Annotated in this window: 31 protein-coding genes; 17 read left to right on the top strand and 14 right to left on the bottom strand. The window is 68.8% G+C overall.

From position 1 onward, the window contains the following. Positions 1-4 precede the first annotated feature (4 nt). From MYA_RS26230 to nifA, 7 genes are all read right to left on the bottom strand, one after another. A complete protein-coding gene (locus MYA_RS26230) occupies positions 5-400 on the bottom strand; it encodes a nitrogen fixation protein NifZ (protein WP_014725855.1) in 396 nt (131 codons plus the stop codon). Further along, positions 393-1,337 carry a 4Fe4S-binding leucine-rich repeat protein gene (locus tag MYA_RS26225; protein WP_014725854.1) on the bottom strand — a complete coding sequence of 315 codons (945 nt, stop codon included), beginning with the start codon at positions 1,335-1,337 and terminating at the stop codon, positions 393-395. The genes MYA_RS26230 and MYA_RS26225 overlap by 8 nt, the downstream gene beginning before the upstream one ends. Next, the gene (locus tag MYA_RS26220; protein WP_011880128.1) at positions 1,334-1,906 is read right to left on the bottom strand and encodes a hypothetical protein; all 573 of its coding nucleotides are present in this window, start codon (positions 1,904-1,906) and stop codon (positions 1,334-1,336) included. The genes MYA_RS26225 and MYA_RS26220 overlap by 4 nt, the downstream gene beginning before the upstream one ends. A gap of 16 nt (positions 1,907-1,922) precedes the next feature. Next, positions 1,923-2,327 carry a HesB/IscA family protein gene (locus MYA_RS26215; protein WP_011880127.1) on the bottom strand — a complete coding sequence of 135 codons (405 nt, stop codon included), beginning with the start codon at positions 2,325-2,327 and terminating at the stop codon, positions 1,923-1,925. A gap of 62 nt (positions 2,328-2,389) precedes the next feature. Further along, on the bottom strand, positions 2,390-2,584 hold the full coding sequence (locus MYA_RS26210) for a 4Fe-4S binding protein (protein WP_011880126.1): 195 nt from the start codon (positions 2,582-2,584) through the stop codon (positions 2,390-2,392). 42 nt (positions 2,585-2,626) lie between these two features. Then, positions 2,627-4,219, bottom strand: coding sequence for a nitrogenase cofactor biosynthesis protein NifB (nifB, locus tag MYA_RS26205; RefSeq protein ID WP_014725853.1), 1,593 nt, complete (start codon positions 4,217-4,219; stop codon positions 2,627-2,629). A 368-nt stretch (positions 4,220-4,587) separates the two neighbouring features. Beyond that, positions 4,588-6,303: a nif-specific transcriptional activator NifA gene (gene nifA, locus MYA_RS26200; RefSeq protein ID WP_014725852.1), complete on the bottom strand. Its 1,716-nt coding sequence runs from the start codon at positions 6,301-6,303 to the stop codon at positions 4,588-4,590. Positions 6,304-6,610: 307 nt separating this feature from the next. On the opposite strand from nifA, the gene iscU reads away from it, so the two are divergent. The 15 genes from iscU (at position 6,611) to MYA_RS26125 (ending at position 17,628) form a co-directional block, all read left to right on the top strand. Then, positions 6,611-7,045 carry a Fe-S cluster assembly scaffold IscU gene (iscU, locus tag MYA_RS26195; RefSeq protein ID WP_011880123.1) on the top strand — a complete coding sequence of 145 codons (435 nt, stop codon included), beginning with the start codon at positions 6,611-6,613 and terminating at the stop codon, positions 7,043-7,045. Between the two features lie 27 nt (positions 7,046-7,072). Further along, complete coding sequence (gene erpA, locus MYA_RS26190; protein ID WP_011880122.1) at positions 7,073-7,447, top strand: iron-sulfur cluster insertion protein ErpA; 375 nt, start codon at positions 7,073-7,075, stop codon at positions 7,445-7,447. 7 nt (positions 7,448-7,454) lie between these two features. Then, entirely contained in the window at positions 7,455-7,778 is a 324-nt protein-coding gene (gene iscA / locus MYA_RS26185) for an iron-sulfur cluster assembly protein IscA (RefSeq protein ID WP_011880121.1), read from the top strand. A 45-nt stretch (positions 7,779-7,823) separates the two neighbouring features. Further along, on the top strand, positions 7,824-9,698 hold the full coding sequence (hscA, locus tag MYA_RS26180) for a Fe-S protein assembly chaperone HscA (protein WP_014725851.1): 1,875 nt from the start codon (positions 7,824-7,826) through the stop codon (positions 9,696-9,698). 19 nt (positions 9,699-9,717) lie between these two features. Continuing rightward, positions 9,718-10,053: a 2Fe-2S iron-sulfur cluster-binding protein gene (locus MYA_RS26175; protein ID WP_014725850.1), complete on the top strand. Its 336-nt coding sequence runs from the start codon at positions 9,718-9,720 to the stop codon at positions 10,051-10,053. A gap of 307 nt (positions 10,054-10,360) precedes the next feature. Then, positions 10,361-11,497, top strand: a complete 1,137-nt coding sequence (nifV, locus tag MYA_RS26170; RefSeq protein ID WP_014725849.1) for a homocitrate synthase — start codon at positions 10,361-10,363, stop codon at positions 11,495-11,497. Continuing rightward, entirely contained in the window at positions 11,494-12,291 is a 798-nt protein-coding gene (cysE, locus tag MYA_RS26165) for a serine O-acetyltransferase (protein WP_014725848.1), read from the top strand. Before nifV ends, cysE begins: the two co-directional genes overlap by 4 nt. Positions 12,292-12,297: 6 nt before the next feature. After that, a complete protein-coding gene (gene nifW / locus MYA_RS26160) occupies positions 12,298-12,636 on the top strand; it encodes a nitrogenase stabilizing/protective protein NifW (protein WP_014725847.1) in 339 nt (112 codons plus the stop codon). Positions 12,637-12,650: 14 nt separating this feature from the next. Continuing rightward, positions 12,651-13,499, top strand: a complete 849-nt coding sequence (locus MYA_RS26155) for an electron transfer flavoprotein subunit beta/FixA family protein (protein WP_014725846.1) — start codon at positions 12,651-12,653, stop codon at positions 13,497-13,499. Next, positions 13,496-14,602, top strand: coding sequence for an electron transfer flavoprotein subunit alpha/FixB family protein (locus MYA_RS26150; protein WP_034192750.1), 1,107 nt, complete (start codon positions 13,496-13,498; stop codon positions 14,600-14,602). Before MYA_RS26155 ends, MYA_RS26150 begins: the two co-directional genes overlap by 4 nt. An 11-nt stretch (positions 14,603-14,613) precedes the next feature. Continuing rightward, positions 14,614-15,924: an FAD-dependent monooxygenase gene (locus tag MYA_RS26145; RefSeq protein ID WP_041494366.1), complete on the top strand. Its 1,311-nt coding sequence runs from the start codon at positions 14,614-14,616 to the stop codon at positions 15,922-15,924. Next, on the top strand, positions 15,921-16,220 hold the full coding sequence (locus tag MYA_RS26140) for a ferredoxin family protein (protein WP_014725845.1): 300 nt from the start codon (positions 15,921-15,923) through the stop codon (positions 16,218-16,220). The genes MYA_RS26145 and MYA_RS26140 overlap by 4 nt, the downstream gene beginning before the upstream one ends. A gap of 15 nt (positions 16,221-16,235) precedes the next feature. Continuing rightward, positions 16,236-16,562: a (2Fe-2S) ferredoxin domain-containing protein gene (locus MYA_RS26135; protein WP_014725844.1), complete on the top strand. Its 327-nt coding sequence runs from the start codon at positions 16,236-16,238 to the stop codon at positions 16,560-16,562. Next, positions 16,559-17,044 carry a hypothetical protein gene (locus MYA_RS26130; protein WP_014725843.1) on the top strand — a complete coding sequence of 162 codons (486 nt, stop codon included), beginning with the start codon at positions 16,559-16,561 and terminating at the stop codon, positions 17,042-17,044. The genes MYA_RS26135 and MYA_RS26130 overlap by 4 nt, the downstream gene beginning before the upstream one ends. Positions 17,045-17,181: 137 nt before the next feature. Beyond that, entirely contained in the window at positions 17,182-17,628 is a 447-nt protein-coding gene (locus MYA_RS26125) for a hypothetical protein (RefSeq protein WP_011880109.1), read from the top strand. Between the two features lie 74 nt (positions 17,629-17,702). On the opposite strand, the gene MYA_RS26120 is transcribed toward MYA_RS26125, so the two are convergent. From MYA_RS26120 to MYA_RS26105, 4 genes are read right to left on the bottom strand one after another with little or no spacing between them, the layout of a single operon-like run. After that, positions 17,703-19,064: a sensor histidine kinase gene (locus MYA_RS26120; protein ID WP_014725842.1), complete on the bottom strand. Its 1,362-nt coding sequence runs from the start codon at positions 19,062-19,064 to the stop codon at positions 17,703-17,705. Next, positions 19,057-19,773, bottom strand: a complete 717-nt coding sequence (locus MYA_RS26115; RefSeq protein WP_014725841.1) for a response regulator transcription factor — start codon at positions 19,771-19,773, stop codon at positions 19,057-19,059. The genes MYA_RS26120 and MYA_RS26115 overlap by 8 nt, the downstream gene beginning before the upstream one ends. Next, on the bottom strand, positions 19,748-20,371 hold the full coding sequence (locus MYA_RS26110; RefSeq protein ID WP_014725840.1) for a cytochrome b/b6 domain-containing protein: 624 nt from the start codon (positions 20,369-20,371) through the stop codon (positions 19,748-19,750). Before MYA_RS26110 ends, MYA_RS26115 begins: the two co-directional genes overlap by 26 nt. A gap of 2 nt (positions 20,372-20,373) precedes the next feature. Next, a complete protein-coding gene (locus tag MYA_RS26105; protein WP_011880105.1) occupies positions 20,374-20,658 on the bottom strand; it encodes a PepSY domain-containing protein in 285 nt (94 codons plus the stop codon). A gap of 219 nt (positions 20,659-20,877) precedes the next feature. On the opposite strand from MYA_RS26105, the gene MYA_RS26100 reads away from it, so the two are divergent. After that, on the top strand, positions 20,878-21,357 hold the full coding sequence (locus MYA_RS26100) for a rubrerythrin family protein (protein ID WP_014725839.1): 480 nt from the start codon (positions 20,878-20,880) through the stop codon (positions 21,355-21,357). 109 nt (positions 21,358-21,466) lie between these two features. Here the strand turns inward: MYA_RS26100 and MYA_RS26095 are convergent, their stop codons facing one another. Then, the gene (locus MYA_RS26095) at positions 21,467-22,759 is read right to left on the bottom strand and encodes an NAD(P)/FAD-dependent oxidoreductase (RefSeq protein WP_014725838.1); all 1,293 of its coding nucleotides are present in this window, start codon (positions 22,757-22,759) and stop codon (positions 21,467-21,469) included. Between the two features lie 109 nt (positions 22,760-22,868). Between MYA_RS26095 and MYA_RS26090 the strand changes: the two genes are divergently transcribed. Then, positions 22,869-23,588: a class I SAM-dependent methyltransferase gene (locus MYA_RS26090; protein WP_014725837.1), complete on the top strand. Its 720-nt coding sequence runs from the start codon at positions 22,869-22,871 to the stop codon at positions 23,586-23,588. Positions 23,589-23,634: 46 nt separating this feature from the next. Here the strand turns inward: MYA_RS26090 and MYA_RS26085 are convergent, their stop codons facing one another. Together MYA_RS26085 and MYA_RS26080 are read right to left on the bottom strand one after the other, a co-directional pair. Next, complete coding sequence (locus MYA_RS26085) at positions 23,635-24,069, bottom strand: excinuclease ABC subunit A (RefSeq protein ID WP_011880101.1); 435 nt, start codon at positions 24,067-24,069, stop codon at positions 23,635-23,637. Between the two features lie 10 nt (positions 24,070-24,079). Beyond that, positions 24,080-24,505, bottom strand: coding sequence for a hypothetical protein (locus MYA_RS26080; protein WP_014725836.1), 426 nt, complete (start codon positions 24,503-24,505; stop codon positions 24,080-24,082). Positions 24,506-24,527 lie beyond the last annotated feature (22 nt).

Below are 24,527 nucleotides of genomic sequence, written 5' to 3'. Positions count from 1 at the left end.
ATGTTCACGACGACGTCTCCGGTTCTTCGCGCGCCGCGGCGTGCGGCCCGTCGGCTGCAACGGCCCGCCCGAGCTCGCCGAGCCGGCTCGCGTGCGCGCCGAGCTTCGCGAGCACGTCGTCGGGCAGGTTGTCGAGCGTGCACAGCTCCTTCGCGCGCATCCCGACCCGGTGGCCGGTGTCGACGAAGTCGACCGCGTAGATATAGAACTGCTGCAGGAACGTGTTGATGCTCGTCACGTAGCCGACGTCGCCCTTGTTGACGAGCACCTCGCCGATGTCCTTGCCGCTGTAGGTGCCGTCGTTGCGCACCGCCGAGCGCGCGACCACCCGCTCGCCGAACGAAAAACGCGGCGGATGGGCGACCTCGATCACGTCGTCGTCGCGCTTGATGTCAGCCATGGTCCGCTCCACTATCGAGTTCCAGCGGTTGCGACGGATCGTCCGAACGCAGCCGGCGCCTGGCGAGCGCGCACACTTCGTCGTCCGCATCGTCGAGCAGCAGCACGACGATGCCCGGCGGCGCGCGCCGCGCGATCTCCCAGCGCACGCGCCAATCCGCGTCGCCGAGCAGGTTGCCGAGCAGCGGCGCCGGCAGCCGCGCGGCGATGCGCCGGCGCACCTCGGCGTCGGCGTCGTCCACCATCCGCAGCAGCGCCGGCATGTCGAGCCGCTCGGCCACGCGCATGCGCACGCCGCGATCGGCGTCCCGCGCCATCGACGGCAGCAGCGCGACCGGCAGGCGGCGCGCGACCCAGTCGCGCACGCCGTAGTCGGGATCGGTCCGCATGCTCGCGAGCACGGCCGGATCGACGCGCTGCGCGACGCGGATCCGCACCTCGCGGTGCGGATCGCCGGCGAGCCGCGACAGATATGCGTGCGGCAGGCGCAACGCCACCTGCAGCCGTACGGTTTCGTCCGGATCGTCGATCAGCGCGGGCAGGCGGAACACGTCCGCGTAGCGCGCGGCGATCGCGCGCACCTCGAAATACGGGTGTGCGAGCTGTTCGTTGGCGAGTGCCGGATGCCAACTGAAGAAGCGGTCGATCCGGCGCGCATACGCGTCCTGCATGCAGGCGCGGCCCGGCTCGCAGCCGGCTTCGCCCGCGCGGCCCCGCAGCGCCGCGTACGGGCAGCGCGTACAGTCGAGCGCGCCGCCCTGCCAGTCCAGCGGCGGGATGTCGCCGGCGGGCGCCGACGCGCGCGGCGCGGCCGGCGCGTTCGCGTCGGCCTGCGCCGGGACGCTGCGCGCCCGGCCGAGCGCGCTTTCGCGAGACGGCGCGGCGGCGCGCTCGCGCGGCGACCGCCCTGCGCGCGGGGAGCGTGGCGAGCGGTTCATCTCGGCGTCTCCGCCCAGCCGCGCGCCGGATGCGCGTGCAGCGCGTCGTCGTCATCGTCGTCCGCGCGGCGTTCGTCGCGCGTCAGCACGTGCAGCAGCAGTGCGCCGCCCACCCGGTCGTCCGGGTCGAGGCGCCGCAATTCGTCGAGCAGCGAGCGCGCCGCCGCGCGCTCGCCGAGCCGCAGGTTCAGGTATGCGAGCCCCTTCATCACGAACAGCTGGAAGCGCACCGTCGCGTCGTAGCGCACCGCGTCGCCCGTCGGCGGCGCATCGGCGACGCGCGGGCCGAGCGCCGTGCGCACGAGCGCAAGCGCTGCCTCGCCGACTGCACGCGCCTGCGCGAGCCGATGGCCGTAGAAATGGAAGCGGTACAACGCGATCAGCGGCGCAGGATGCGCGGGCAGCGCCGCCCGCGCGCGTTCGAGCAATGCCAGCGCGTCGTCCGGGCGATGCTGCAAGCGCCCGGCGGCGTCGATCCATGCGGCAACGGGCGCCGGCAGGCCACCGCCGAGCGCCGAACACGCGAACGCGGAGAGTGCGTCGTCGAGCGTGCGGGATTCGCCGTACATGGTCCGCTCCCGTCGGTCACGACGCGCGCGACAGCTCGGGCGGCCGGCCGCGGCCGATCGCGTCGATGCCGATCTTCGCGACGCCGGGCTCCGCCGGCGCGGCGCTGCTGCACGCACACGGCGCCTGGTTCGGGTTCGTGAACGTGAAGCCCGACTGCGTCGCCGTTTCGACGAAATCGATCGTCACGCCGTCGAGCAGCATCCGGCTTTCCGCGGGCAGGAACACGCGCAGGCCGTCGGCGTCGAGCACCGCCTCGCCCGCCTGCGGCGCGGCCTCGGCGCTGAACGCCGCGTTATAGCCCGAACAGCCGCCCGCGCTGACGACGAGCCGGAAGCCCGCGCCGGCCGGCAAGCCCGAGAAACGCACGATGCGGCGCATGAACTTGTCCGCCGCGGCGGTGATGGTGACATTCGGCAGCATGATCGCGATTCACTCCTTGTCGTTGAACGCATTGAACGCGTGGACGGCGGTCGGCACGCGGCTCACGCCGGCACGATGCAGCCGTCGACCGGGCACACCGCGACGCATTGCGGGCTGTCGAAGTGCCCTTCGCATTCGGTGCACTTCTTGGGATCGATCGCGAATACGCCGCCTTTTTCGCCGATCGCGACGTTCGGGCACTCCGGTTCGCACGCCGAGCAGCCGGTGCAGGTCGAAGCGATGATCTTCAGGGACATGGTGACGCTCCTGTTGTGGGTGAGATCCTGATGACGCGCGCGTTACGCCGCCGCGCTGCCGGTGTACGCGCCCTGCCGGATCGCCGCGTCGCCGCGATCCGCATGCACGACCGCGCCGGACGCGACGCGGCTGCGGTAATCGTCGAACCATGCGAGCGCGGCCTTCTCGATGAACTCGCCGGAGAAGCGCTCGACCGGCTCGATGCCGGCCTGCGCCAGCTCGTCGCGCGGGCACGCGCCGATCTTCGCGACCAGCACCGCGTGGCAGTCGTTGATCGCGCGCACGACGGACGGCAATTGCTCGTCGTCGCCGAAACCGCCCTGGCAGTAGAGGTCGACGCGGCGATGGCCGACGAACAGCGCTTCCGACGCGGACACCTCGAAAATCTGGAATTCGCTCACGTGGCCGAAGTGCTCGTTGACGCGCCCGCCGCCCTTCGTCGCGACGGCGACCAGCACCTTGAGATCCGTGGCGACGTCGCTCGCCATCGACGCCGCGAGCGCCTCCTGCTTCGCCGCATGCTGCGCGCTGCGTTCGGCCTCGACGCGGTCCTGATAGGCCCGGCGGCGATCGAGGTCGTAGACCACTTCCATCTCGTCGATCCGGTCGAGCGTGAATTCGTCGCTGCGGTCCTCGCCGAGCAGGCCGACCGCGTCCGCGCGGCATTGCCGGCAGTGCCGCATCAGGTTCGCGCCGCCCATGCACGCGTCCTGCACGGCCTTCAGTTCCTGCGCGCTCGGTCCGCGCTGGCCGTTCAGGCCGAAATAGGTACCGTGCTCGGGTTCGGAGATCAGCGGCATGATGTTGTGCAGGAAGGCGCCGCGCTTCTTCACCTCGCGGTTGACCTCGATCAGGTGCTCGTCGTTGACGCCGGGGATCAGCACCGAGTTGATCTTGGTCAGCACGCCGCGCGCGGTGAGCATCTCGAGCCCCTTCATCTGCTGCTCGTGGAGGATCTGCGCGGCCTCGTAGCCGGTCACGCGCCGGTGGTCCCAGAAGATCCACGGATAGATCTTCGCGCCGACGGCCGGGTCGACCATGTTGATCGTGATCGTCACGTGGTCGATGTTGTAGCGGCAGATCTCGTCGACCAGCGCAGGCAGCGCGAGGCCGTTGGTCGACAGGCACAGCTTGATGTCGGGCGCCTGCTCCTGGAGCATCCGGAACGTGTCGAAGGTCTTCTGCGGGTTCGCGAGCGAATCGCCGGGGCCGGCGATGCCGAGCACCGTCATCTGCGGAATCTCGCTCGCGACCGCGACGACCTTCTTGACCGCCTGCTCGGGCGTGAGCTTCTGCGACACGACGCCGGGGCGCGACTCGTTCGAGCAGTCGTATTTGCGGTTGCAGTAGTTGCACTGGATGTTGCAGGCGGGCGCGACGGCGACGTGCATCCGCGCGTAGTGGTGATGCGCCTCTTCCGAGTAGCACGGGTGGTTCTTGACCTTCTCCCAGATCTCGGCCGGCATGTCGTCGGGGCCGCCCGACGAGCCGCAGCTCGCCTTGCCGTCGCCGCCCTGCGTGCCGCAACCGCCGCCCGCTGCCGGGACGTCCGCTGGCATACCGAGCGGTTTGATCTCGCCGATGCCGATATAGGCCGACGCGGGGGGCATGCCGACGTTCTGTGCGCTGTGCATGGACTTCTCCTGGAATTCGACGGGGACGACGTGCGACGTTAAAAGCCAGAACCGTGCCACGCCGCGACGCACGCAGCGGCGCGCCTGAGCGGCGGATCCGATGTCCGGTTTGTCGGGCCGGCGCGTGTTCCGCGACGAGAACGGCGGCCGCCGCTGTCGCGGTTGCGACAAACGACACAAACGGGAAGTGGCGGAGGGAAGCGCGCCGATGCGTCGGCGGCTGCAGCGGGATGGGACCGCGGGCGTGCGCGTGAGGTCGGTCGGGAAGAAAAGTGGAAGCGGAAGCGGCGTGCGCGCATGCGGCGGCGCAAGCGCGCAGTCAGGCGCCGCGCGTGCAGCTCAGCGCACGCGCGGCATGGCGGCGCCGGTCAGAACCGCCGCACCTCGATGCCGTACTTGTGCAGCGCGTAGCCGATCTGTCGCGGCGTGATCTTCAACAGGCGCGCGGCCTTCGCCTGCACCCAGCCGCAGCGCTCCATCGCCCAGATCAGCCGCTCGCGCTCGCCTTCCGGCTTGCCTTCGTCGTCGCCGTTCATCGCGAACGCGTCGTCGTGGTCGTGGTCGTGCTCGTGTTCATGGAACGCGTCGTCGAACGGGTCGTCCGCGAAGCCGCCGTCGCGCGGCAAGCCGCGGTGATCGCCCGCGCCAGGCGCGGGCACCTCGCAGATCGGAATGTCGAGCAGCCGCGCGGGACGCACCGCGTCCTCGCGCTCGATGTGATGCAGCACCTTCGTCAGGCAGCGGTCCTCCTGGCACAGGAACGCGAGGCGGTCGATCGTGTCGTGATGCGTCATCGTCGCGGTGCGCTCGACGCAGTTCTCGAGCTCGCGCACGTTGCCGGGCCAGTAGCAGCTCGTCAGCACGCGCATCGCGTCCTCGCTGAAGCGCAGCGCGCGGCCGTTGTCGCGGTTGAAGCGATCGAGAAAGTGCTGGGCCATCGCGGGGATGTCGTCGCGCCGCTCGCGCAGCGGCGGCAACTGGATGCTGACGACGTTGATCCGGTAGTAGAGGTCGGCGCGGAACTCGCCTTCCTTCACCATCCGCTCGAGATTGCGATTGGTGGCGAGAATCAATCTCACATCGACTTTCACCGGCGCCGCGCCGCCGACCCGCTCGAACTCGCGCTCCTGCAGCACGCGCAGCAGCTTCGCCTGGAACGACGGCGAGATGTCGCCGATCTCGTCGAGGAACAGCGTGCCGCCATGCGCCAGTTCGAAACGCCCCTTGCGCAATCCCTGCGCACCGGTGAACGCGCCCTTCTCGTGCCCGAACAGCTCGCTTTCGAGCAGCGTCTCGGTCAGCGCCGCGCAGTTCACCGAGATGAACGCGTGGTCGTTGCGCGGCGACAGCCGGTGGATCGCGCGCGCGATCACCTCCTTGCCGGTGCCGCTCTCGCCGCGCAGCAGCACCGTCGTGCGAGCCGGCGCGACCTGATGGACCTGCGAGAACACCTGCTGCATCGGCGCCGACACGCCGACCACCTGATCGAGCTGCTGCACCGGCCGGATCGCCTTCTGCATGCGCCGCACCTCGTCCTGCAGGCGGTCGTGCGCGCAGCTGACGCTGCGATGTAGCAGCATCGCCTGCCCCATCAGCGTCGCGACGATCTTCATCAGATACAGGTCGTTCGCGAACACGCGGTTGCGATCGGGGTTCGAACAAAACGCGACCAGCACGCCCAGCGTGCGCTGCTCGTGGCGGATCGGCATGCCGAGCATCGCGACCGAGCCGTCGTCGGGCTCGCCCGCGCCGCCCGTGCGATCGAGGAACAGCGGCTCGTCGCGCACTTCCGGCACGATCACCGGCGAGCCGCTCGTGAAGATGCGTCCGACGATGCCCTCGCCGGGCAGGAAGCGCACGCGCTGGCGCCAGTCGTCGGCGAGGCCGGTGCAGCACAGGCCGCGCAGGTAGCCGTCCGGCTCGACGACGACGACGAACGCCGAGCGCCAACCCAGCGTGTACGACAGGTAACGCAGCGACGTGAGGAAGGTCTGCGAGACGTCGAGCGACGATATCAGCGTCTTGCCCACTTCATAGACCACGTCGAGATCACGGCGATGCTCGCTTGCATGGGAATTCGGCATGGCTTTCGCTCCTGCGATGGCTCGCCCGCGCGTGCAGCACTCCGGCGCGACGTAATGGCGAAGCAATATCTGCGCCCATCTCGTGCTGCCGGATCACGACGCCTGCCCGCGGCGACAAAGCCGACACAGGCGAGAAAAGACCAGACAAAGGCGACAAGGTCGCGCGCCGTTCGCCGGGTGCGCGCGACAAACTCGACAATGCGCAGCTCGACATCCACGATATCAAGCGAAAAAAAAGCGTGGCATGGATGTTGCAAATCCGGCGGTCGTCAATCCACCGTCGTCATCCCTCCACGCGGAGCATGCAATGGCCTATAGCGACAAGGTCCTCGACCACTACGAAAACCCGCGCAACGTCGGCTCGTTCGACGCCGGCGCCGACGACGTCGGCACCGGCATGGTCGGCGCGCCCGCATGCGGCGACGTGATGCGGCTGCAGATCCGCGTGAATGCCGACGGCGTGATCGAGGACGCGAGATTCAAGACCTACGGCTGCGGCTCCGCGATCGCGTCGAGCTCGCTCGTCACCGAATGGGTGCGCGGCCGCACGCTCGACGAAGCGCTCGCGATCAAGAACACCGACATCGCCGAAGAACTCGCGCTGCCGCCCGTGAAGATTCACTGCTCGATTCTGGCCGAGGACGCGATCAAGGCCGCCGTCGCCGATTTCCGCTCGCGGCATCCGGGCGCGGGCGGCGAGACGCTCGCCGAGCAGCCGGTCTGCACGTCCACGCCGAACTGAACGCTTCACTCCTTCGAGGATCGCCCCATGGAACTCCTGCAACCGTCCGCCGACGCCGCGCCCGTCCCGCTGCCGGCCTTTCTGGACTTCACGCCCAACGCGGCCGCGAAAGTCGCGGCGCTGATCGACGCGGAAGGCAACCCGCAGCTGAAACTGCGGCTCTACGTGTCGGGCGGCGGCTGCTCGGGCTTTCAATACGGTTTCGCGTTCGACGACCAGGTCGCCGATGACGACCTGCAAGTCGTCACCGACGGCGTCACGCTGCTGATCGACGCGATGAGCCGGCAATACCTCGCGGGCGCCCGCGTCGACTACGAGGACGGGCTCGAAGGCTCGCGCTTCGTGATCCAGAACCCGAACGCGCAGAGCACGTGCGGCTGCGGCAGTTCCTTTTCCGTGTGAGCGCGCGATGGCCATCTCCGTCACTCCAGCGGCCGCGCGCCACATCGAGAAGGCGCTGCAAAAGCGCGGCGCCGGGCTCGGCCTGCGCGTCGCGGTCAAGACGAGCGGCTGCTCCGGCTTCGCCTACGCGCTCGAATTCGTCGACGCGCCGAACGACGACGATCTGTGCTTCGCGACGCACGGCGTGACCGTCGTCGTCGACCCGCGCAGCCTGCCGATGCTCGACGGCACCGAGCTCGACTTCGTCCGCGAGGGCCTGAACGAAGGCTTCAAGTTCCACAACCCGAACGCGACCGCGAACTGCGGCTGCGGCGAGAGCTTCGCCGTCTGAGCACGCCCGCACGCGACATTCGCACCGACCGCACGGAGACCCGTCATGGCCCTGCTACAGATCGCCGAACCCGGGCGCGCCGCCGCACCGCATCAGCACCGGCTCGCCGCCGGCATCGACCTCGGCACGACCAACTCGCTCGTCGCGACCGTGCAGAGCGCGCTCGCGCGCGTGCTGCCGGATGCGGACGGCCACGCGCTGCTGCCGTCGATCGTGCGCTATCTGCCGTCCGGCGCAACCGAGATCGGCCGGCTCGCGCAGCTGCGTCAGGTCGACGATCCGCAGAACACGATCGTGTCGGTGAAGCGCCTGATGGGCCGCGGCCTCGCGGATGTCGCGGGCGCCGACGCCCTGCCGTACCGGTTCGTCGAACGGCCCGGCATGGTCGCGCTCGACACGGCCGGCGGCGTTCGCACGCCCGTCGAGGTGTCGGCCGAGATCCTGCGCGCGCTGCGCGTGCGCGCCGAGACGGCGCTCGGCGGCGAGCTGGCCGGCGTCGTCATCACGGTGCCCGCGTATTTCGACGACGCGCAGCGGCAAGCGACCAAGGACGCCGCGCGGCTCGCCGGCCTGACCGTGCTGCGCCTGCTGAACGAGCCGACGGCCGCCGCGGTCGCTTACGGCCTCGACCGCGGCGCGCAAGGCGCGTACGTCGTCTACGATCTCGGCGGCGGCACCTTCGACGTGTCGGTGCTGAAGCTCGCGAACGGCGTGTTCGAAGTGCTCGCGACGGGCGGCGACTCGGCGCTCGGCGGCGACGATTTCGATCACGCGATCGCGGCTTGGCTGTGCCGCGCGCACGGCGTCGACACGCTCGCCTCGCACGCGCCCGGCGACCAGCGCGCGATGCTGAGCGCCGCGCGCGCGGCGAAGGAAACGCTGTCGCACGCGGCGAGCGCCGATCTCGCGATCCGGCTGTCGAACGGCGTCGAGCTGCGGCAAACGCTGTCGCGCGCGGCGTTCGCGGGGCTCGCGGAAGCGCTCGTCGCGCGCACGCTGGCGGCGACCAAACGCGCGCTGCGCGACGCGCAGCTGGCGATCGGCGAGCTGGACGGCGTGATCCTCGTCGGCGGATCGACGCGGATGCCGGTCGTGCGCGACGCGGTGCGCAGCCTGTTCGGCCGCGAGCCGCTGGCCGACATCGATCCCGATCAGGTGGTCGCGCTCGGCGCCGCGAAACAGGCCGACATCCTCGCCGGCAACGCCGGCAGCGACGCGTGGCTGCTGCTCGACGTGTGCCCGCTGTCGCTCGGCATCGAGACGATGGGCGGCCTCGTCGAGAAGATCATTCCGCGCAACTCGACGATTCCGGTCGCACGCGCGCAGGAATTCACGACGTTCAAGGACGGCCAGACCGCGATGTCGATTCACGTCGTGCAGGGCGAGCGCGAATCGGTGGGCGACTGCCGCTCGCTCGCGCGTTTCACGCTGCGCGGGATTCCGCCCGCGGTGGCCGGCGCCGCGCGCATCCGCGTCACGTTCCAGATCGACGCCGACGGGCTGCTGGCCGTCACCGCGCGCGAGCAGCGCAGCGGCGTCGATGCGCACGTCGAAGTGAAGCCGTCTTACGGCCTGAGCGACGACCAGGTCGCGTCGATGCTGCGCGATGCGATCGACACGTCCGTGGCGGACATGCAGCTGCGCGCGTGGCGCGAAGCGCAGGTCGATGCGCGCCGGATGCTCGACGCGACCGAAGCCGCGCTGACGGAGCATGCATCGCTGCTGTCGGCCGACGAACTCGCGGCGGTCCGGCAGGCGCTGTTCCGCGTCGCCGATGCGCTCGGCACGGCCGCGCCGCTCGACGCGCTGCGCGAGGCCGCCGACGCGCTGTCCCGCGCCACCGAGCAGTTCGCCGCGCGCCGGATGGATGCGTCGATCCGCAGCGCGCTCGCCGGGCGCGCGCTCGACAGCCTCGCGTAACGGACACCGAGGAGCGCGTATGCCCTGCGTCCGGGTTCTGCCCCATCCTGCGCTGTGTCCCAACGGCCATGCATTCGATGCGCCGCGCGGCGCGTCGTTGTGCGAGAGCCTGCTCGCAAGCGGGATCGCGCTCGAGCATGCGTGCGAGATGGTCGCCGCGTGCGCGACCTGCCATGTGTATGTACGCGCAGGCGGCGCGTCGCTCGCGCCGCCGGACGACGAAGAGAACGACCAGCTCGATCGCGCGTGGGGGCTCGACGCGCAGTCACGGCTCGCGTGCTGCGTGAGCCTCGGCAACGACGACCTGACGATCGAACTCCCGCGCCACACGCGCAATCTCGCACGCGAACGCTGAGCGCGCGGGCCGTCCGCGGGACGCCGTTCACCTCTTCGTCACGCGCCTGCCGCTCATCCCGCTCGTACGTTCTCCTGCGCGCCGCGCTGCACGCGCGACGTCGCGCACACGGCGCGCCAACGACCCGACATCCAGCCGACGCACCGCTGTCCGAAACAGCACATTCGCGACACGCGTCGGCGGCAAGCCGCCATCCGCACGCTGCGCGATTCGCGCAAACCCGCGTCGCGACGGCCTCTCGCGAACCCATGCGCAATTGGCACGACCTTTGCAAATACGTATCGCAACGCCCTCTGGAATCGCAACCATGTCCATTCCGATCATCAACGACACGACACTGCGCGACGGCGAACAGACCGCCGGCGTCGCGTTCACCGTCGAGGAGAAATGCGCGATCGCGACCGCGTTGTCGAACGCCGGCGTGCCCGAACTCGAAATCGGCATCCCGTCGATGGGCGCCGACGAGATTGCGGACATCCGCTCGATCGTCGACCTGAATCTCGACGCGAGCGTCATGGTCTGGGGACGCCTGACGCCGGGCGACCTCGCCGCGGCGCTGCGCAGCCGGCCCGACATCATTCACCTGTCGGTGCCGGTGTCGGACATCCATCTGCAATACAAGCTGCGCCAGCCGCGCGCCTGGGTGTTCGCGCAGATCAAGCGCGTAATCGGCGAGGCCGTGCGCAGCGACCTGAAGATCTCGCTCGGCGCCGAGGACGCGTCGCGCGCGGACCCGGCGTTCCTCGCCGACGTCGCGCGGCTCGCGCAGCAATGCGGCGCGCAGCGCATCCGCTTCGCCGACACGCTCGGCGTGCTCGATCCGTTCTCGACCTACGAAGCCGTCGCGCGCCTGCGCGACGCCGTCGACATCGAGATCGAGATGCACGCGCACAACGATCTCGGGCTCGCCACCGCCAACACGCTCGCGGCGCTGCGGGCCGGCGCGACGCATGCGAACACGACGGTCAACGGCCTCGGCGAGCGCGCGGGCAACGCGGCGCTCGAGGAGGTCGTGATGTGCTCGCGCCATCTGCTCGGCCGCGACACCGGCGTCGACACCACCGCGCTCGTCGGCATTTCGCGGCTCGTCGAGCATGCGTCCGGGCGGCAGGTCGCGCTCAACAAGAGCATCGTCGGCGGCGGCGTGTTCACGCACGAGTCGGGCATCCACACCGACGGCCTCGCGAAGAATCCGACGACCTACGAGAGCTTCGATCCGGCCGAGCTCGGCCGCGCGCGCTCGCTCGTGCTCGGCAAGCATTCCGGCTCGCACGGCGTGCGCCATGCGTACGAGGCGCTCGGGCTGCCGGTCGCCGACCAGCTCGTGCCGCTGCTGCTCGCGCGCATCCGTCAGCATGCGACCCAGACGAAGCAGGCGCCGAACGCGGCCGATCTGTACCGGTTCCTGGTCGAGACGCGCGAACTCGTCGAGGAATGGTCATGAGCGCCGTGCCGCGCACCGCATCCGCGGCGGCGGCGGCGGCCGAGCGCGCCGCCGGCCGCTCATGGTGGGCCTTGCTGCGCGGCGACGCACGCTGCGTGCTCGAGCGCGATCCGGCCGCGCGCAGCCGGCTCGAGGTCTGGACCATCTATCCGGGGCTGCACGCGCTCGCCGCGCACCGCGTCGCGCATGCGCTGTGGCGGCGCGGCTGGCGCTACCTGCCGCGCGTGCTGTCGTTCGTCGCGCGCATGGTCACGCAGGTCGACATCCATCCCGGCGCGACGATCGGCCCGCGCCTGTTCATCGATCACGGCTCGGGCGTCGTGATCGGCGAGACGGCCGAGATCGGCGCCGACTGCACGCTCTATCACGGCGTCACGCTCGGCGGCACCAGCCTGCACGCGGGCAAGCGCCATCCGACGCTCGGCGAGCGCGTGATCGTCGGCGCGGGCGCGACGATCCTCGGCCCGATCGCGGTCGGCGATGGCGCGCGGATCGCGGCGAACTCGGTCGTGATCGACGCGGTGCCGGACCACGCGACCGTCGTCGGGATTCCGGCGCGCGTCGTCGCGCCGCGCGACCGGCGCACCGCGCACGGCTACGACCTGAACCATCACCTGATTCCCGACCCGGTCGGCAAGGCGCTCGCGTGCCTGCTCGATCGCGTCGCCCGGCTCGAGCAGTCCAGCCCAGGCGGCCCGCTGCCGCCGCGTCCCGGCGCGCCCGGCGAACCATGCTGCGGCGACGGCTGCATGGACGCCGTGCACGCGCCATCCCCGTCCCGCCGTCCGGAGTGATTCGCCATGACGCCCCTCGCCGAACGATTGAAACACCTGTCCTCCGCGGAGGACTTCCTGCAGTTCTTTGGCGTGCCGTTCGACCAGAAGGTGGTCGACGTCTGCCGTCTGCACATCCTCAAGCGCTTCTTCCAGTACATCCGGCAGCAGGCGTCGATCCCGCAGGACACCGAAGCCGCGCTGTTCGCCGCCTACCGCGACCAGCTCGCACGGGCCTACCGCGACTTCGTCGCGTCGACGCCCGCCGAGGAAAAGGTCTTCAAGGTATTCCAGGACGTCGACGGCCGCCAGCACGTGTCCGTCGACACTCTCCGCGCGTCGCTGCCGGCGCGCGGCACCGCATGACGGAGAAACCCACCATGCACATCGTCGTCTGCATCAAGCAGGTTCCGGATTCGGCGCAGATCCGGGTTCATCCGGTCACCAACACGATCATGCGGCAGGGCGTGCCCGCGATCCCCAATCCGTACGACCTGTTCTCGCTCGAAGAAGCGCTGCGGCTGAAGGACCGCTTCGGCGGCATGGTCACCGCCCTCTGCATGGGGCCGCCGCAGGCCGAGGACGCGCTGCGCAAATGCGTGAGCTACGGCGCCGACGACGCGATCCTCGTGACCGACCGCGCGTTCGCGGGCGCCGACACGCTCGCGACCTCCTATGCGCTCGCGGCCGGCATTCGCCAGATCGCGCGCGAACAGGCGGTCGACATCGTGTTCACCGGCAAGCAGACGATCGACGGCGACACCGCCCAGGTCGGCCCCGGCATCGCGAAGCGGCTCGGGATGCAGTTGCTGACCTACGTGTCGCGCATCGTCGAGATCGATCCCGAGGCGCGCACGATCGTCGTCGAGCGTCGCGCGGAAGGCGGCGTGCAGGTGCTGAAGACCGCGCTGCCGTGTCTCGTCACGATGCTCGAGAACACCAACGAGCTGCGCTTCGCGACGATGCCCGCGATGATCCACGCGGCCGGTTTCCCGGTGCGCAGATGGAACAAGGAGGACGCCGGCATCGAGGACGTGACGAAGATCGGCCTGAAGGGATCGCCGACCGTCGTCAGCAAGGTGTTCGGCCCGACCCCGCGCAGCGAGAAGGCCGACCTGCTCGAACTCGACACGTCGACGCTGCGCGACGTGTCGCTGACCTTGCTGCAGAAGATCTTCACGCGTCATCCGACGCTCGAAACCGACCTGCTGATGAAGGAGTCGACATGACGACCGCCGCCAACCCGCCCGCCGCGCCCGTCAGGAAGGCCGGCGGCCGCAATCTGGAGCTGCCCGAGCACCTGAAGGCGTACAAGGGCGTCTGGGTGTTCGTCGAGCACGACCGCGGCCACGTGCACGGCGTGTCGTGGGAACTCGTCGGCGAGGCGCGCAAGCTCGCCGACAAGCTCGGCAGCGACGTGTCCGTCGTGCTGCTCGGCGGCCCCGACGAAGCGCTCGAGGCGTTCGCCGCCGACGCGTTCGGCTACGGCGCCGACAAGGCCTACGTGATTCACGCGCCGGTGCTGCACGGCTACCGGAACGAGCCGTTCACGAAGGCGCTCACCGAGCTCGTCAATCGCTACCAGCCCGAAATCCTGCTGCTCGGCGCGACGTCGATGGGCCGCGACCTCGCCGGCTCGGTTGCGACCACGCTGTTGACCGGACTGACCGCGGACTGCACCGCGCTCAACATCGATCCGGCCACGCGTGCGCTGGCCGCGACGCGGCCGACCTTCGGCGGCTCGCTGCTGTGCACGATCATGACGCTCGCGTACCGGCCGCAGATGGCGACCGTGCGCCCGCGCGTGATGGCGATGCCGCGCGCCGAGCCCGGCCGCGGCGGCGAGATCGTGCAGGAAACGTTCGGCATGGTCGAGACCGACATCGTCACGAAGCTGCTCGACTTCATCGCCGACGCGAACAGCAACCGCATCAACCTGCCCTATGCCGACGTGATCGTGAGCGGCGGCAAGGGGCTGAAGAATCCGGAGAACTTCCGCCTCGTGTTCGAGCTCGCGCGCGTGCTCGGCGGCGAGGTGGGCGCGACGCGCCCGTGCGTGCAGGCCGGCTGGGTCGAGGCCGACCGGCAGGTCGGACAAACCGGCAAGACCGTGCGGCCGAAGCTCTACATCGCGGCCGGCATTTCCGGTGCGATCCAGCATCGCGTGGGGATGGAGAGCGCGGACGTGATCGTCGCGATCAACACCGACCCGAACGCGCCGATCTTCGACTTCGCGCACTTCGGCATCGTCGGCAATGCGATGCAGGTGCTGCCCGCGCTCACGCAAGCGTTCGCGGAACACCTGTCGGTTCGCGGCAAGCAGGTCGCATAAGGAGCAGCGAGATGAAAAAACCGTCGCAATTCGACGCGATCGTCGTCGGCGCGGGGCCGTCGGGCAATGCCGCGGCCTACACGATGGCGAAGGCCGGCCTCAAGGTGCTGCAGATCGAGCGCGGCGAGTATCCGGGCAGCAAGAACGTGCAAGGCGCGATCCTCTACGCGAAGGCGCTCGAGGAGATCATCCCCGACTTTCGCGACGACGCGCCGCTCGAGCGTCACATCATCGAGCAGCGCCTGTGGATGCTCGACGAGACGTCGTTCGTCGGCACGCACGTGCGCAGCGACGACTACAACAAGCCGCCGTACAACCGCTACACGATCATCCGCGCGCAGTTCGACAAGTGGTTCTCGTCGAAGGTGCGCGAGGCCGGCGCGCTGGTCATCTGCGAGACGACCGTCAACCATCTGATCCTCGACGGCGACCAGGTGGTCGGCGTGCAGTGTGATCGCGAGCAGGGCGACGTGTACGCCGACGTCGTGATCCTCGCCGACGGCGTGAATTCGACGCTTGCGCGCAAGGCCGGTTTCCACGACGAGATCGACGCCGGCAACGTCGCGCTCGCCGTCAAGGAAATCCTGTTCATGCCGGAAGAGACGATCCGTCAGCGCTTCAACATCGGCGAGGACGAAGGCGTCGTGATCGAGATGGTCGGCCGGATCACCGACGGCATGATGGGCACGGGCTTCCTGTACACGAACCGCGAATCGCTGACGATCGGCGTCGGCTGCATGCTGTCCGATTTCAAGCAGAACGCGAACCGCACGAGCCCGTACGTGCTGATCGAGCAGATGAAGCGCCATCCGGCGATCGCGCCGCTGATCGAGGGCGGCGAGATGAAGGAGTACTGCGCGCACCTGATCCCGGAAGGCGGCTTCCACGCGGTGCCGCGCGTGTACGGCAACGGCTGGATGATCGTCGGCGACTCGGGCGGCTTCGTCAACGCCGCGCACCGCGAAGGCTCGAACCTCGCGATGACGACCGGGCGCCTCGCGGCCGAGACGGTGATCGCGGCGAAGGCGGCCGGCTGCGGCTATCGCGCGGGCGAGCTGAAGGCGTACAAGGCGAAGCTCGACGACAGCTTCGTGATGAAGGATCTGTACAAGTACCGCGACATGCCGGACACGCTGCACCGCAATCCGCAGTTCTTCACGACCTATCCGGATCTGGTCGCGAACGCCGCGCGCACGATGATCACCGTCGACGGCGTCGACAAGAAGACCAAGGAGCGCGCGATCGTGTCGAGTTTCCGCAAGAGCCGTTCGTTCGCCGGCCTGGTCGGCGACGCGTTCAAAATCTGGAGGGCATTCCGATGAACACCGTGACAGTCAACGTCGAGGAAAAGCTGTTTCAGAACCGCTACCGCGTCGACGCGGGCCGGCCGCACATCCGCATCAAGAGCACGGACGTCTGCCTGAACGACTGCAGGCAGAAGAGCTGCACGTTCGTCTGCCCGGCGTCGTGCTACAAGGCCGAAGGCAACGGCGCGGTGACGCTGATCACCGACGGCTGCCTCGAGTGCGGGAGCTGCCGGATCCTGTGCAGCGAACATCAGAACATCGAATGGGAGTACCCGCGGGGCGGCCACGGGATCCTGTTCAAGTTCGGTTGAAGGAGGGATACCGCGATGCCACGTCCGACACGACACGTCTTCGTCTGCACGCAGAACCGGCCGCCGAACCATCCGCGCGGCTCCTGCGGCGGCGGCCACGGCTCGGCCGCGCTGTTGCAGGCGTTCTGGGCCGAGCAGCAGAAGCGCCAGGCCTACGACACGGTCGCCATCACCTACGCGGGCTGCCTCGGCCCGTGCGAGCGCGGCGCGAATGTCGTCGTCTATCCGGAAGCCGTGCTGTACAGCGGCGTCACGCCGGCCGACGTCGACGAGATTTTCTCCAGCCACCTCGAACGTGGCGAGCCGGTCGCACGTCTGCTCGCGCCGAGGGAGATCTGGTGAACCTGATGACGGGATCCGAGTCCGCCGAGCTGTTCGGCGGCGACGTGCCCGCGTCGATCCGGCATCTGATCGACTCGGCGCGCGGGGCGACGCGCGACGAGACCGGCGCGGCGCTGTGGGCAGCCGTGCTCAGCGCGCCGCGCAGCCTGCCCGCGTACTACCTGCTCTACAAGTTCCATGCGGCGGCCGGCGAGCTCGCGCACGCGCAACAGGTCGCGATCAAGGCGCTCGCGGTCGCGGCCGAGCAGGCGTCGCTCGCCCGCGACTGGCGCACGGTGCGCGCGAGCGACGCCGATTTTTCGGTGCCCGGCCCCGCCCGCTTCTGGCTGTTCACGCTGAAGGCGCTCGCGTTCATCAGCGTGCGGCTGGGCGAGTACCGCGTCGCGCGCGCGCTGGTCGAGAAATTGCGCGCGCTCGATCCGGCCGATCGCGTCGGGTACGGCGTCGTCGATGCGCTGCTCGCCCAGGTTCCGGAACGGTGACGGGCCGCGCATGAAGGAGGTCGAGATGGTTCGCAGTGGAACGCAGCGGAACCGGCCGCTCGGCCGCTCCGCATACGCGGCATGCGCCGGTGCATGGCTATTCGCGGTCCGATGTTCCGCCTGAAGGATCCCGCACGATGACGCTTCGACGTTCGCCGGTTCGCTCGCGCAACAAGGCCATGCTGCTGCCGACGCCGCGTGCGACGGTCGACCGACAATCGCTCGAGTACCACCTCGTGCTGGCCGCGATCCGTGCGGGCCACGGCAACGAGCGGCAGCTCTCGCGGCTCGTCGAGATCCTGTTCCTGGCCGAGTTTCTTCACGAAGCCGGCTATGGGGACGGCGACCAGGCCGCGTTCGCGGAGATGGAAGCGGCGCTGCGCCGATGCACCGACCGCGGCCACACCACGGGCGAATGGCGCATGGATGCACAGGACCACGGGCACGTGGCGCAATTGCTGACGCTGCACGATCGGCAACTGGCGCGCGCGCCGCTTCACGCGGTCGCGACCGCCACCGAGCGTTTGCGTCGGCTGCTCGCGAAGGCGGCGCTCGCACTCGGCGTCGCGCGACAGGCGGCGTGAAGGCAGGCGGCGTGAAGGCAGGCGAGCGTGCATGTCGTCATGCATCCCCGCTACGCCGCGCCCGCATGGCCGCCCTAAAACCGCAGACGCATCAACGCGCCGCCATCCGCCGCATCGTCGACTTCGATCCAGCCGCCGTGCGCTTCCATGATCGTCGCGACGATCGCGAGTCCGAGCCCCGCGCCTGCGTTGCGACTCCGGTCGACCCGATAAAAGCGATCGAATATTCTCGCGCGCTCGCGCGCCGGAACACCCGGGCCGTGGTCGCGGACCGAGCAACACCTGCCCGGCCCGCTCACCACCTCGACCGTCGTTCCCCTCGGCGTATGCTCGAGCGCGTTCTCGATCACGTTGCGCAGCGCCCGGCCGAGCGCTTCCGTGTGGCCGCGGATCGTCGCGCCGCCTGCATCGACGAACGTGATCGAACGGCCGCGCGCCACCGCGAGCGGCAGCAGGTCGGTGGAAACGTCGCGCGCCAGCGCACCGAGGTCGACGCGATCGTCCGCGGCAATTTCGACCGTGCTCGCCTGCGCCATGTCGAGCATCTGGTCCACGAGCCGCTTCATTCGCTGCGCGTCGCGCGTGAGCTTCGTCTTCGTCTCTCCGTCGGGCAGGCTTCCGATGCCGAGCATCAGGATCGCCAGCGGCGTGCGCAACTCGTGCGCAGCGTCGCCCGCGAACTCGCGCAGCGTTTCCACCGACAGCTGCAGCCGGTCGAGCATGCGGTTCACCGATCCGACCAGCGCCTGCACCTCCCACAGCGGCGTCGCATCCGTTATGCGCGTGGCGATCTGCGCCGGATCGATGCGATCCACCGCGGCAATCGTTTCATCGAGCGGCTTCAGCGTGCTGCGCACCACGCTGAAGTTGAACAGCAGCAGCAAGCCCGAAAGCAGCGCGAGCGGAAGCAAGACATGGAAGCGGATCTCGTCGAAGATCACCGGAACGAACGGCTTGAAGCCGCGGCCGGCGATCGCCACCGTCACCCAGTACGGGCGGTCGGCCACCGTCACGCGCCGCGTGCCCGTGAGCAGAAAGCGGTCGCCCCATGTTTCGCGCTGCGTGCGGATCACCAGGAACGACATGGGCGCCTCCTGTTCGATCCGCACCTCGCCGTCGTCATGTCGCGCGACGATCGCGCCGCCCTTCTCGTGAACGACGAACGCGCGGCGCGTGTAGGGCGCGAGCGGCTGCGCGAGATCCGCGGATCGCGCGAGGCCGGCATCCGCGCCGTCGGCGGCGATGGCGCGCGCGATGCGGGTCGCCTCGGCCGAGATCAGCAACTGATCGAGCTCGTTGGGGTTGCGCACGTACATCCACATGACGGCGAGCAACTGCACCAGCATGAAGATGCAACCGACGACGGCCAGCCGCACGGAGATCGTGAAGAACAGCGTGTGGCGTCGCCGCACCCGCGTGCCCGCCCCGTCAACCATTGCGCTGCGCTTCGTCGCCGTCGTCCGACGCGGACGCGGATGTGCCGGTCAGCATGTAGCCGATCCCGTGCGCGGTGTGCAACGCGACCTGCGCATGCGCCGCGGCGAGCCGGCGCCGCAAGCGCGACACCACTGCCTCCAGCGCGTTCGGCGTGACCTCGGCTTCGAGCGCGTACAGCGAATCCTCGAGCGCGCCTTTCGTGACCACATGGCCCACCCGCCGCATCAGGCATTCGAGCAGCCCCAGCTCACGCGGCGGCACGGGCACGACGCGCCCCGCGACGCGCACTTCCCGCCCCGCCGTATCGAGTTCGAGATTGGCCACCGCAAGCGTGGTGCCGAGGCACGCGCCCGGCCGGCGCAGCAGCGCACGACACCGCGCCGTCAGCTCGCGCAGCTCGAACGGCTTGACCAGGTAGTCGTCACCGCCCGAGTCGAGCCCGATCACGCGGTCGTCCAGACTGCTACGCGCCGTGATGATCAGCACCGGCACCGTATGGCCGCCGCGGCGCATCGCCTTCACGAAGGTCACGCCGTTGCCGTCCGGCATGCCGAGATCGAGCAGCACCAGGTCGTAGGGGGTCGACGCGAACGCACGCGTCGCGAGATCGAGTGTCGCGCACCAGTCCACCGCGAAGCCTTCCTTCGCCAGCCCGTCGGCGAGCAGCGACGCGAGCCTGGCGTTATCTTCGACGAGCAGCAGCCGCATGATCGACGTCCGTTTCAGATGCTGCCCGTTTGCGCCCGGTCACCATCGCAAGCACGAGGTTCTCGCGATGTCGGCGGCTCTCCACTACCGCGGCCGTCACGTGCAGCGCCGCCATGACCAGCACGGCGTCGACGAGCAACGCATGCGTGGTCTGAAGCCATTGCTCGCCCCAGAAGCGGTCGAGGCCCTGCATCCAGCCCGTGATGCAGACGGCGGCGAGCAGCGCCATCAGCGCGAGCATCATGAGGCCGCCCGCCGGGTTGTGGCCGACATAGCGGCGATCGCGCCCGGTTGCAGCGCTCGCGATGTGCATCGCCGCCGCGCGCGGCGTCGTGACGAAGTCCGCGAAGCGCGCGTGCGTGCTGCCGACGAAGCCCCACACGACGCGCACGGCGAGCGCGCCGGCCACCGCGTAGCCGACGTAACGGTGCGGCGCCTTGCCGGCTTCGAGAAACACGTAGTTCGCGAGCACGCCGGCCACGACGCTCCAGTGAAAGATGCGCACGACGAGGTCCCACACCGGGATCGACCGCGCGTTCGCGTCATGTCCGGCGGCGGCGGGAGTGATCTGCGTGTCGTGACGATGCAGCGGCAGCATGGCTAGTCCACGTTGCTTTCGACGACCGCGCCCGTCACCGGATTGAAATAGACCTCGGCCTTGCGGCCGTCGGCCGTGCGACCGTAGATCTCGTAGCAACCGGACGTGGTTTTCTTGAACACCTTGATTTCCTTGTAGCCCATCTGACTGATCTTCTTCTGCATCTCCGTCTCGCTCAGCCATTGCGATTCGGGCTGACGCGTGCAGGTCGGGCTGGCGACGGCCTGGCCCGCGATGCTGCCCAGCAGGATGATAGCGACGATGCTGCCGATGCGGTTGCGATTCATGTTGCGGCTCCTATTGCCTGAAACGGCGAGCGCAAGGCGCGCTCATCGCCAAGCTTAGAGACGCCTTCTGACCATGTCCTGACAAACCCGCGCCGATGCGCGTCGTCACACATCGATGGTCGTTGCACGTCGTGGCGCACGTCAGGACATTGTCAATCCTGCACGACAACATGGTCGGTGTCGCCACGGTCGGCGACGTTCCCGAAAAGGATACCGATCATGAAACGCTTCAAGCAACAGATGCCCGTCGCCGCGCTGGCGGCGCTTTCGTTCGTCGCGGCTCCCGCGTTCGCCGACGGTCCGTTGAAAGACCAGACGAAGCAGAACCTCGAGGCCGCGATGCACGGCGAGGCCTACGCGCACCTGAAGTACCTGGCCTACGCCGAGCATGCGCGCAAGAGCGGCCACCCGGAGATCGCGAAGCTGTTCGACGAGAGCGCGAACGTGGAGGCCAACGAGCACTTCGCACGCGAGGCGGAAGCGCTGAATCTGGCGAAGTCCGACGAGGCCAACCTCGCCGACGGCATGGCCGGCGAGCACTACGAGAACACCAAGATGTACGTCAAATTCGCGGAGCAGGCCGATGCGGCCGGCGACAAGAAAGTGGCCGCGATGTTCCGGCAGATCGCCGCCGACGAGGGCGATCACTACGCCGCGTTCCGCGCGGCGAGCGAGAAATTGCGGACGGCCAGCAAGTAGCGCACGCGCATTCACGCCGGTCCGCTTTGCGTCCCGCTCCTCGCCGGAAGATTGCGATGCTTCGGGGAGCGGAAACGCCGTGCTTTTGCGAGCAGGAACGCCTTCGGATTCAACGGCGTCGCGCCCCATCCGGCGTCGCCGCTTGAGCGGCGTTGCCGGACGCCCCCGTCGGGCAACACAATTGCGCGAGGATATCGAGCCCGCGCGCCGGCTCCCGAACGAACGGATTGGTCTCGTCCCACGCGTACCCTGCCAGGATCGAGCACACCATGCGCTTCACGTCGGATGCCTTGTCTTCGTGGAACACGATGTCCTGCAGCGCGCCCGAGTACCAGCGCTCGACGAACGCGCGGAACGTATCGATGCCCTTGCGCAGCGCGACGTCGTAATCGCGTGCCCAGTCGACCGTCTCGCCGCGCAGCTGCCGTTCCAGCGTGGCGACCGCCAGATGGGCCGAGCGCAGCGCGATCGTCACGCCCGACGAGAAGATCGGATCGAGAAACTCGCCCGCGTTGCCGAGCAGCGCATAGCCGTGGCCGTGCAGCGACTCGACGTTCGACGCATAGCCGCAGATGCGGCGCACCGGCATCACGAACGGCTTGCTGCCGACCAGCCGCGCCAGGGTCGGCTCGGTCTGCAGCAATTCGCGCAGCAGCGCTTCCTGCTCCGCTTCGGGCACGTCGAGGAACGCCGCATCGGCCACGCAGCCGACCGACGAGCGCCCGTTGGTCAGCGGAATCATCCAGAACCAGACGTCGCGCCGCTCGGGATGCACGGCGATACAGATCTTGTCGCGATCGGTGGAGCCGGCCGGCAAACGATCTTCGACATGCGAGAAGATCGCCGCCCGCGTCGGCAGGCCGGTGGGTGCTTCGAGCCCCAGCAGCCGCGGCAGCACGCGGCCGAAGCCGCTCGCATCGAGCACGAACGACGCTTGAACGGCGTATTCGTGGCCGGCCTCGTCGACCACGTCGAGCCGCGGCGTATCGCCGGCGTGAAACGCACGCACGGCATGACCGAATCGCACCTGCGCGCCCTGCTTCTCCGCACAGCGGATCAGCAGATCGTCGAAGGCGGCGCGTTCGACCTGATAGGCCGTGCCCCAGCCGTCGGAGAACTTGTCGCGGAAATCGAACGACGACATCCGGTCGCGATGAACGAAATACGCGCCGTTCTTGAACTGGAAGCCGGCCTCGACGACCGCCTGCAGCATGCCGGCCTCTTTGAGATACCGCATGCTCTGCGGCAACAGGCTCTCGCCGATCGAGAAACGCGGAAAATGCTGGCGCTCGAGCACGAGCACCGAGCGGCCCGCATTGCGCAGCAGCGCGGCGGCGACGGCGCCGGACGGCCCGGCGCCGATGATGGCGACGTCGACCGAATTCGATTTCATTTCGTTCATGCTTGCCCGTTCATTTCGATTGATTGGGTATCTTACGTTTCTCACGCCGCAACATGGCGTTGCAAACTACAATGGGCGCCAAACAAATCCCGGATTCCGACCAAGGCCCATGACGTCCCACCGCACGCACGCTCCCGCCTATGTTCCCGAAACCCGCTTCGGCGTCTGGTTCCTGCGCACGCACACCTGGGAGCATCACGTGCTCAGGGTGGCGATCGCCGATCTGAAGCGGCTCATCGCCGCGCCGCTGCCGGCCGCGCCGGTGCTCCTCGATGCGGGCTGCGGCCAGGGCAAGTCGTTCCGGCTGCTGAGCGAGGCGTTCGCGCCCGGCAAGATCATCGGCGTCGACTGCCACGACGAATCGCTCGCGCAAGCGACGCAACAAGCCGGCCGCTGCGCCACGCCGGTCGAGCTGCATTGGGCCGACTGCACGCAGATTCCGCTGGCCGATTCGAGCGTCGACGTCGTGTTCTGCCACCAGACCTTTCACCACCTCGTTCATCAGGACGAGGCACTGGCCGAGTTTCGCCGCGTACTGAAGCCGGGCGGCGTGCTGCTGTTCGCCGAATCGACCGACGCGTACATCAAGTCGTGGGTGATCCGGCTGCTGTTCCGCCATCCGATGCAGGTTCAGAAAAGCGCCGACGGCTACCTCGCGATGCTGCGCGATGCCGGCTTCGCCTTCGACGCCCGCAACGTGTCGTTCCCGTACCTGTGGTGGAGCCGCGCGAAAGACTTCGGCCTGCTCGAGCGCATCGGCCTGTACACGCCGAAGCCCGGCAAGCGTCGCGAGACGCTCGTCAACGTCGCCGCACGCAAGCCTGCCTGAGCCCGACGAGGCCGCCTCGCGGCGGCCCGTTGCGGATCGACGCGCGTTACCGCTTCAACGTCACGACTTCGCCCGTCAGCGCCACGCCGGCCACGAATGCGCCGGCGCCGCAGGTGTACGCGCTCGTGCTCGAGTGCAACACGTTCCGATAGTTGCTGTTGATGCCGATCACGGCATTGCCGCCTTCCTGCTTGGCGCGCGCCTGAAGCTCGATCACGGCCGACAGGAACACGTGCTGGCACGCGGCCTCGTCGCTCTTGCCGAACGCGTTGGTCTTCTTGTTGGTCGCGAACGTCCCGTACGACTTGAGCACGCGCGGATGCGGCCGATCGCCGAAATACAGCGCGATGCTGTCGTCGACCTTGCCCGGCTCGCTCGTCAGTGCGCTGTCGATCGGGTAGGTGTCGATCGTGTCGCGCGCGTAGGCGGCCGGGGCAGCAAACGACGCGGCGAGCAACGCCAGTGCGATGCGATGTTTCATCGGTACTCCGTTATCGGACGTTCAGTTTCACGACATCGCCCGACACGGCGATCGCGCCCGCGCTGGGGCTCACGCCGCACGTATAGCCGGTGGTCGAATTCGACTGGTTCTCGTGAAAGCGCGTCGTCACGTTGATGACCGCGTCGCCGCCATGATTCTTCGCATAGGTGCGAAGGCGGTTCAATGCCTCGGCGAGCGCCAGCTCGCATGTCGGCTGCTCGTTCAGCGTGCCGCGCTGCACGCGCACGGACGCCGAATGCGGGCCGATGACGGCCTTCACGTCCGGATGCGGCTGTGCACCGAAGTAGACCGCGACGCCGCTGCTGTCCGCCGCCGTCGCCGCTGCCGGCAAAGGCAGCGAACGCACCACCGTGCCGCACCCCGTCAGCAACGCGGCCGCGGCCAGCACGCCGGCCAGAAGTCCTGCTTGTTTCATGGTTATCGCCCTCTCAGCTCAT

Source organism: Burkholderia sp. KJ006 (assembly GCF_000262695.1).
In the GTDB taxonomy this organism is placed as follows: domain Bacteria; phylum Pseudomonadota; class Gammaproteobacteria; order Burkholderiales; family Burkholderiaceae; genus Burkholderia; species Burkholderia vietnamiensis.
This window is presented reverse-complemented; position numbering and strand designations above follow the sequence as displayed.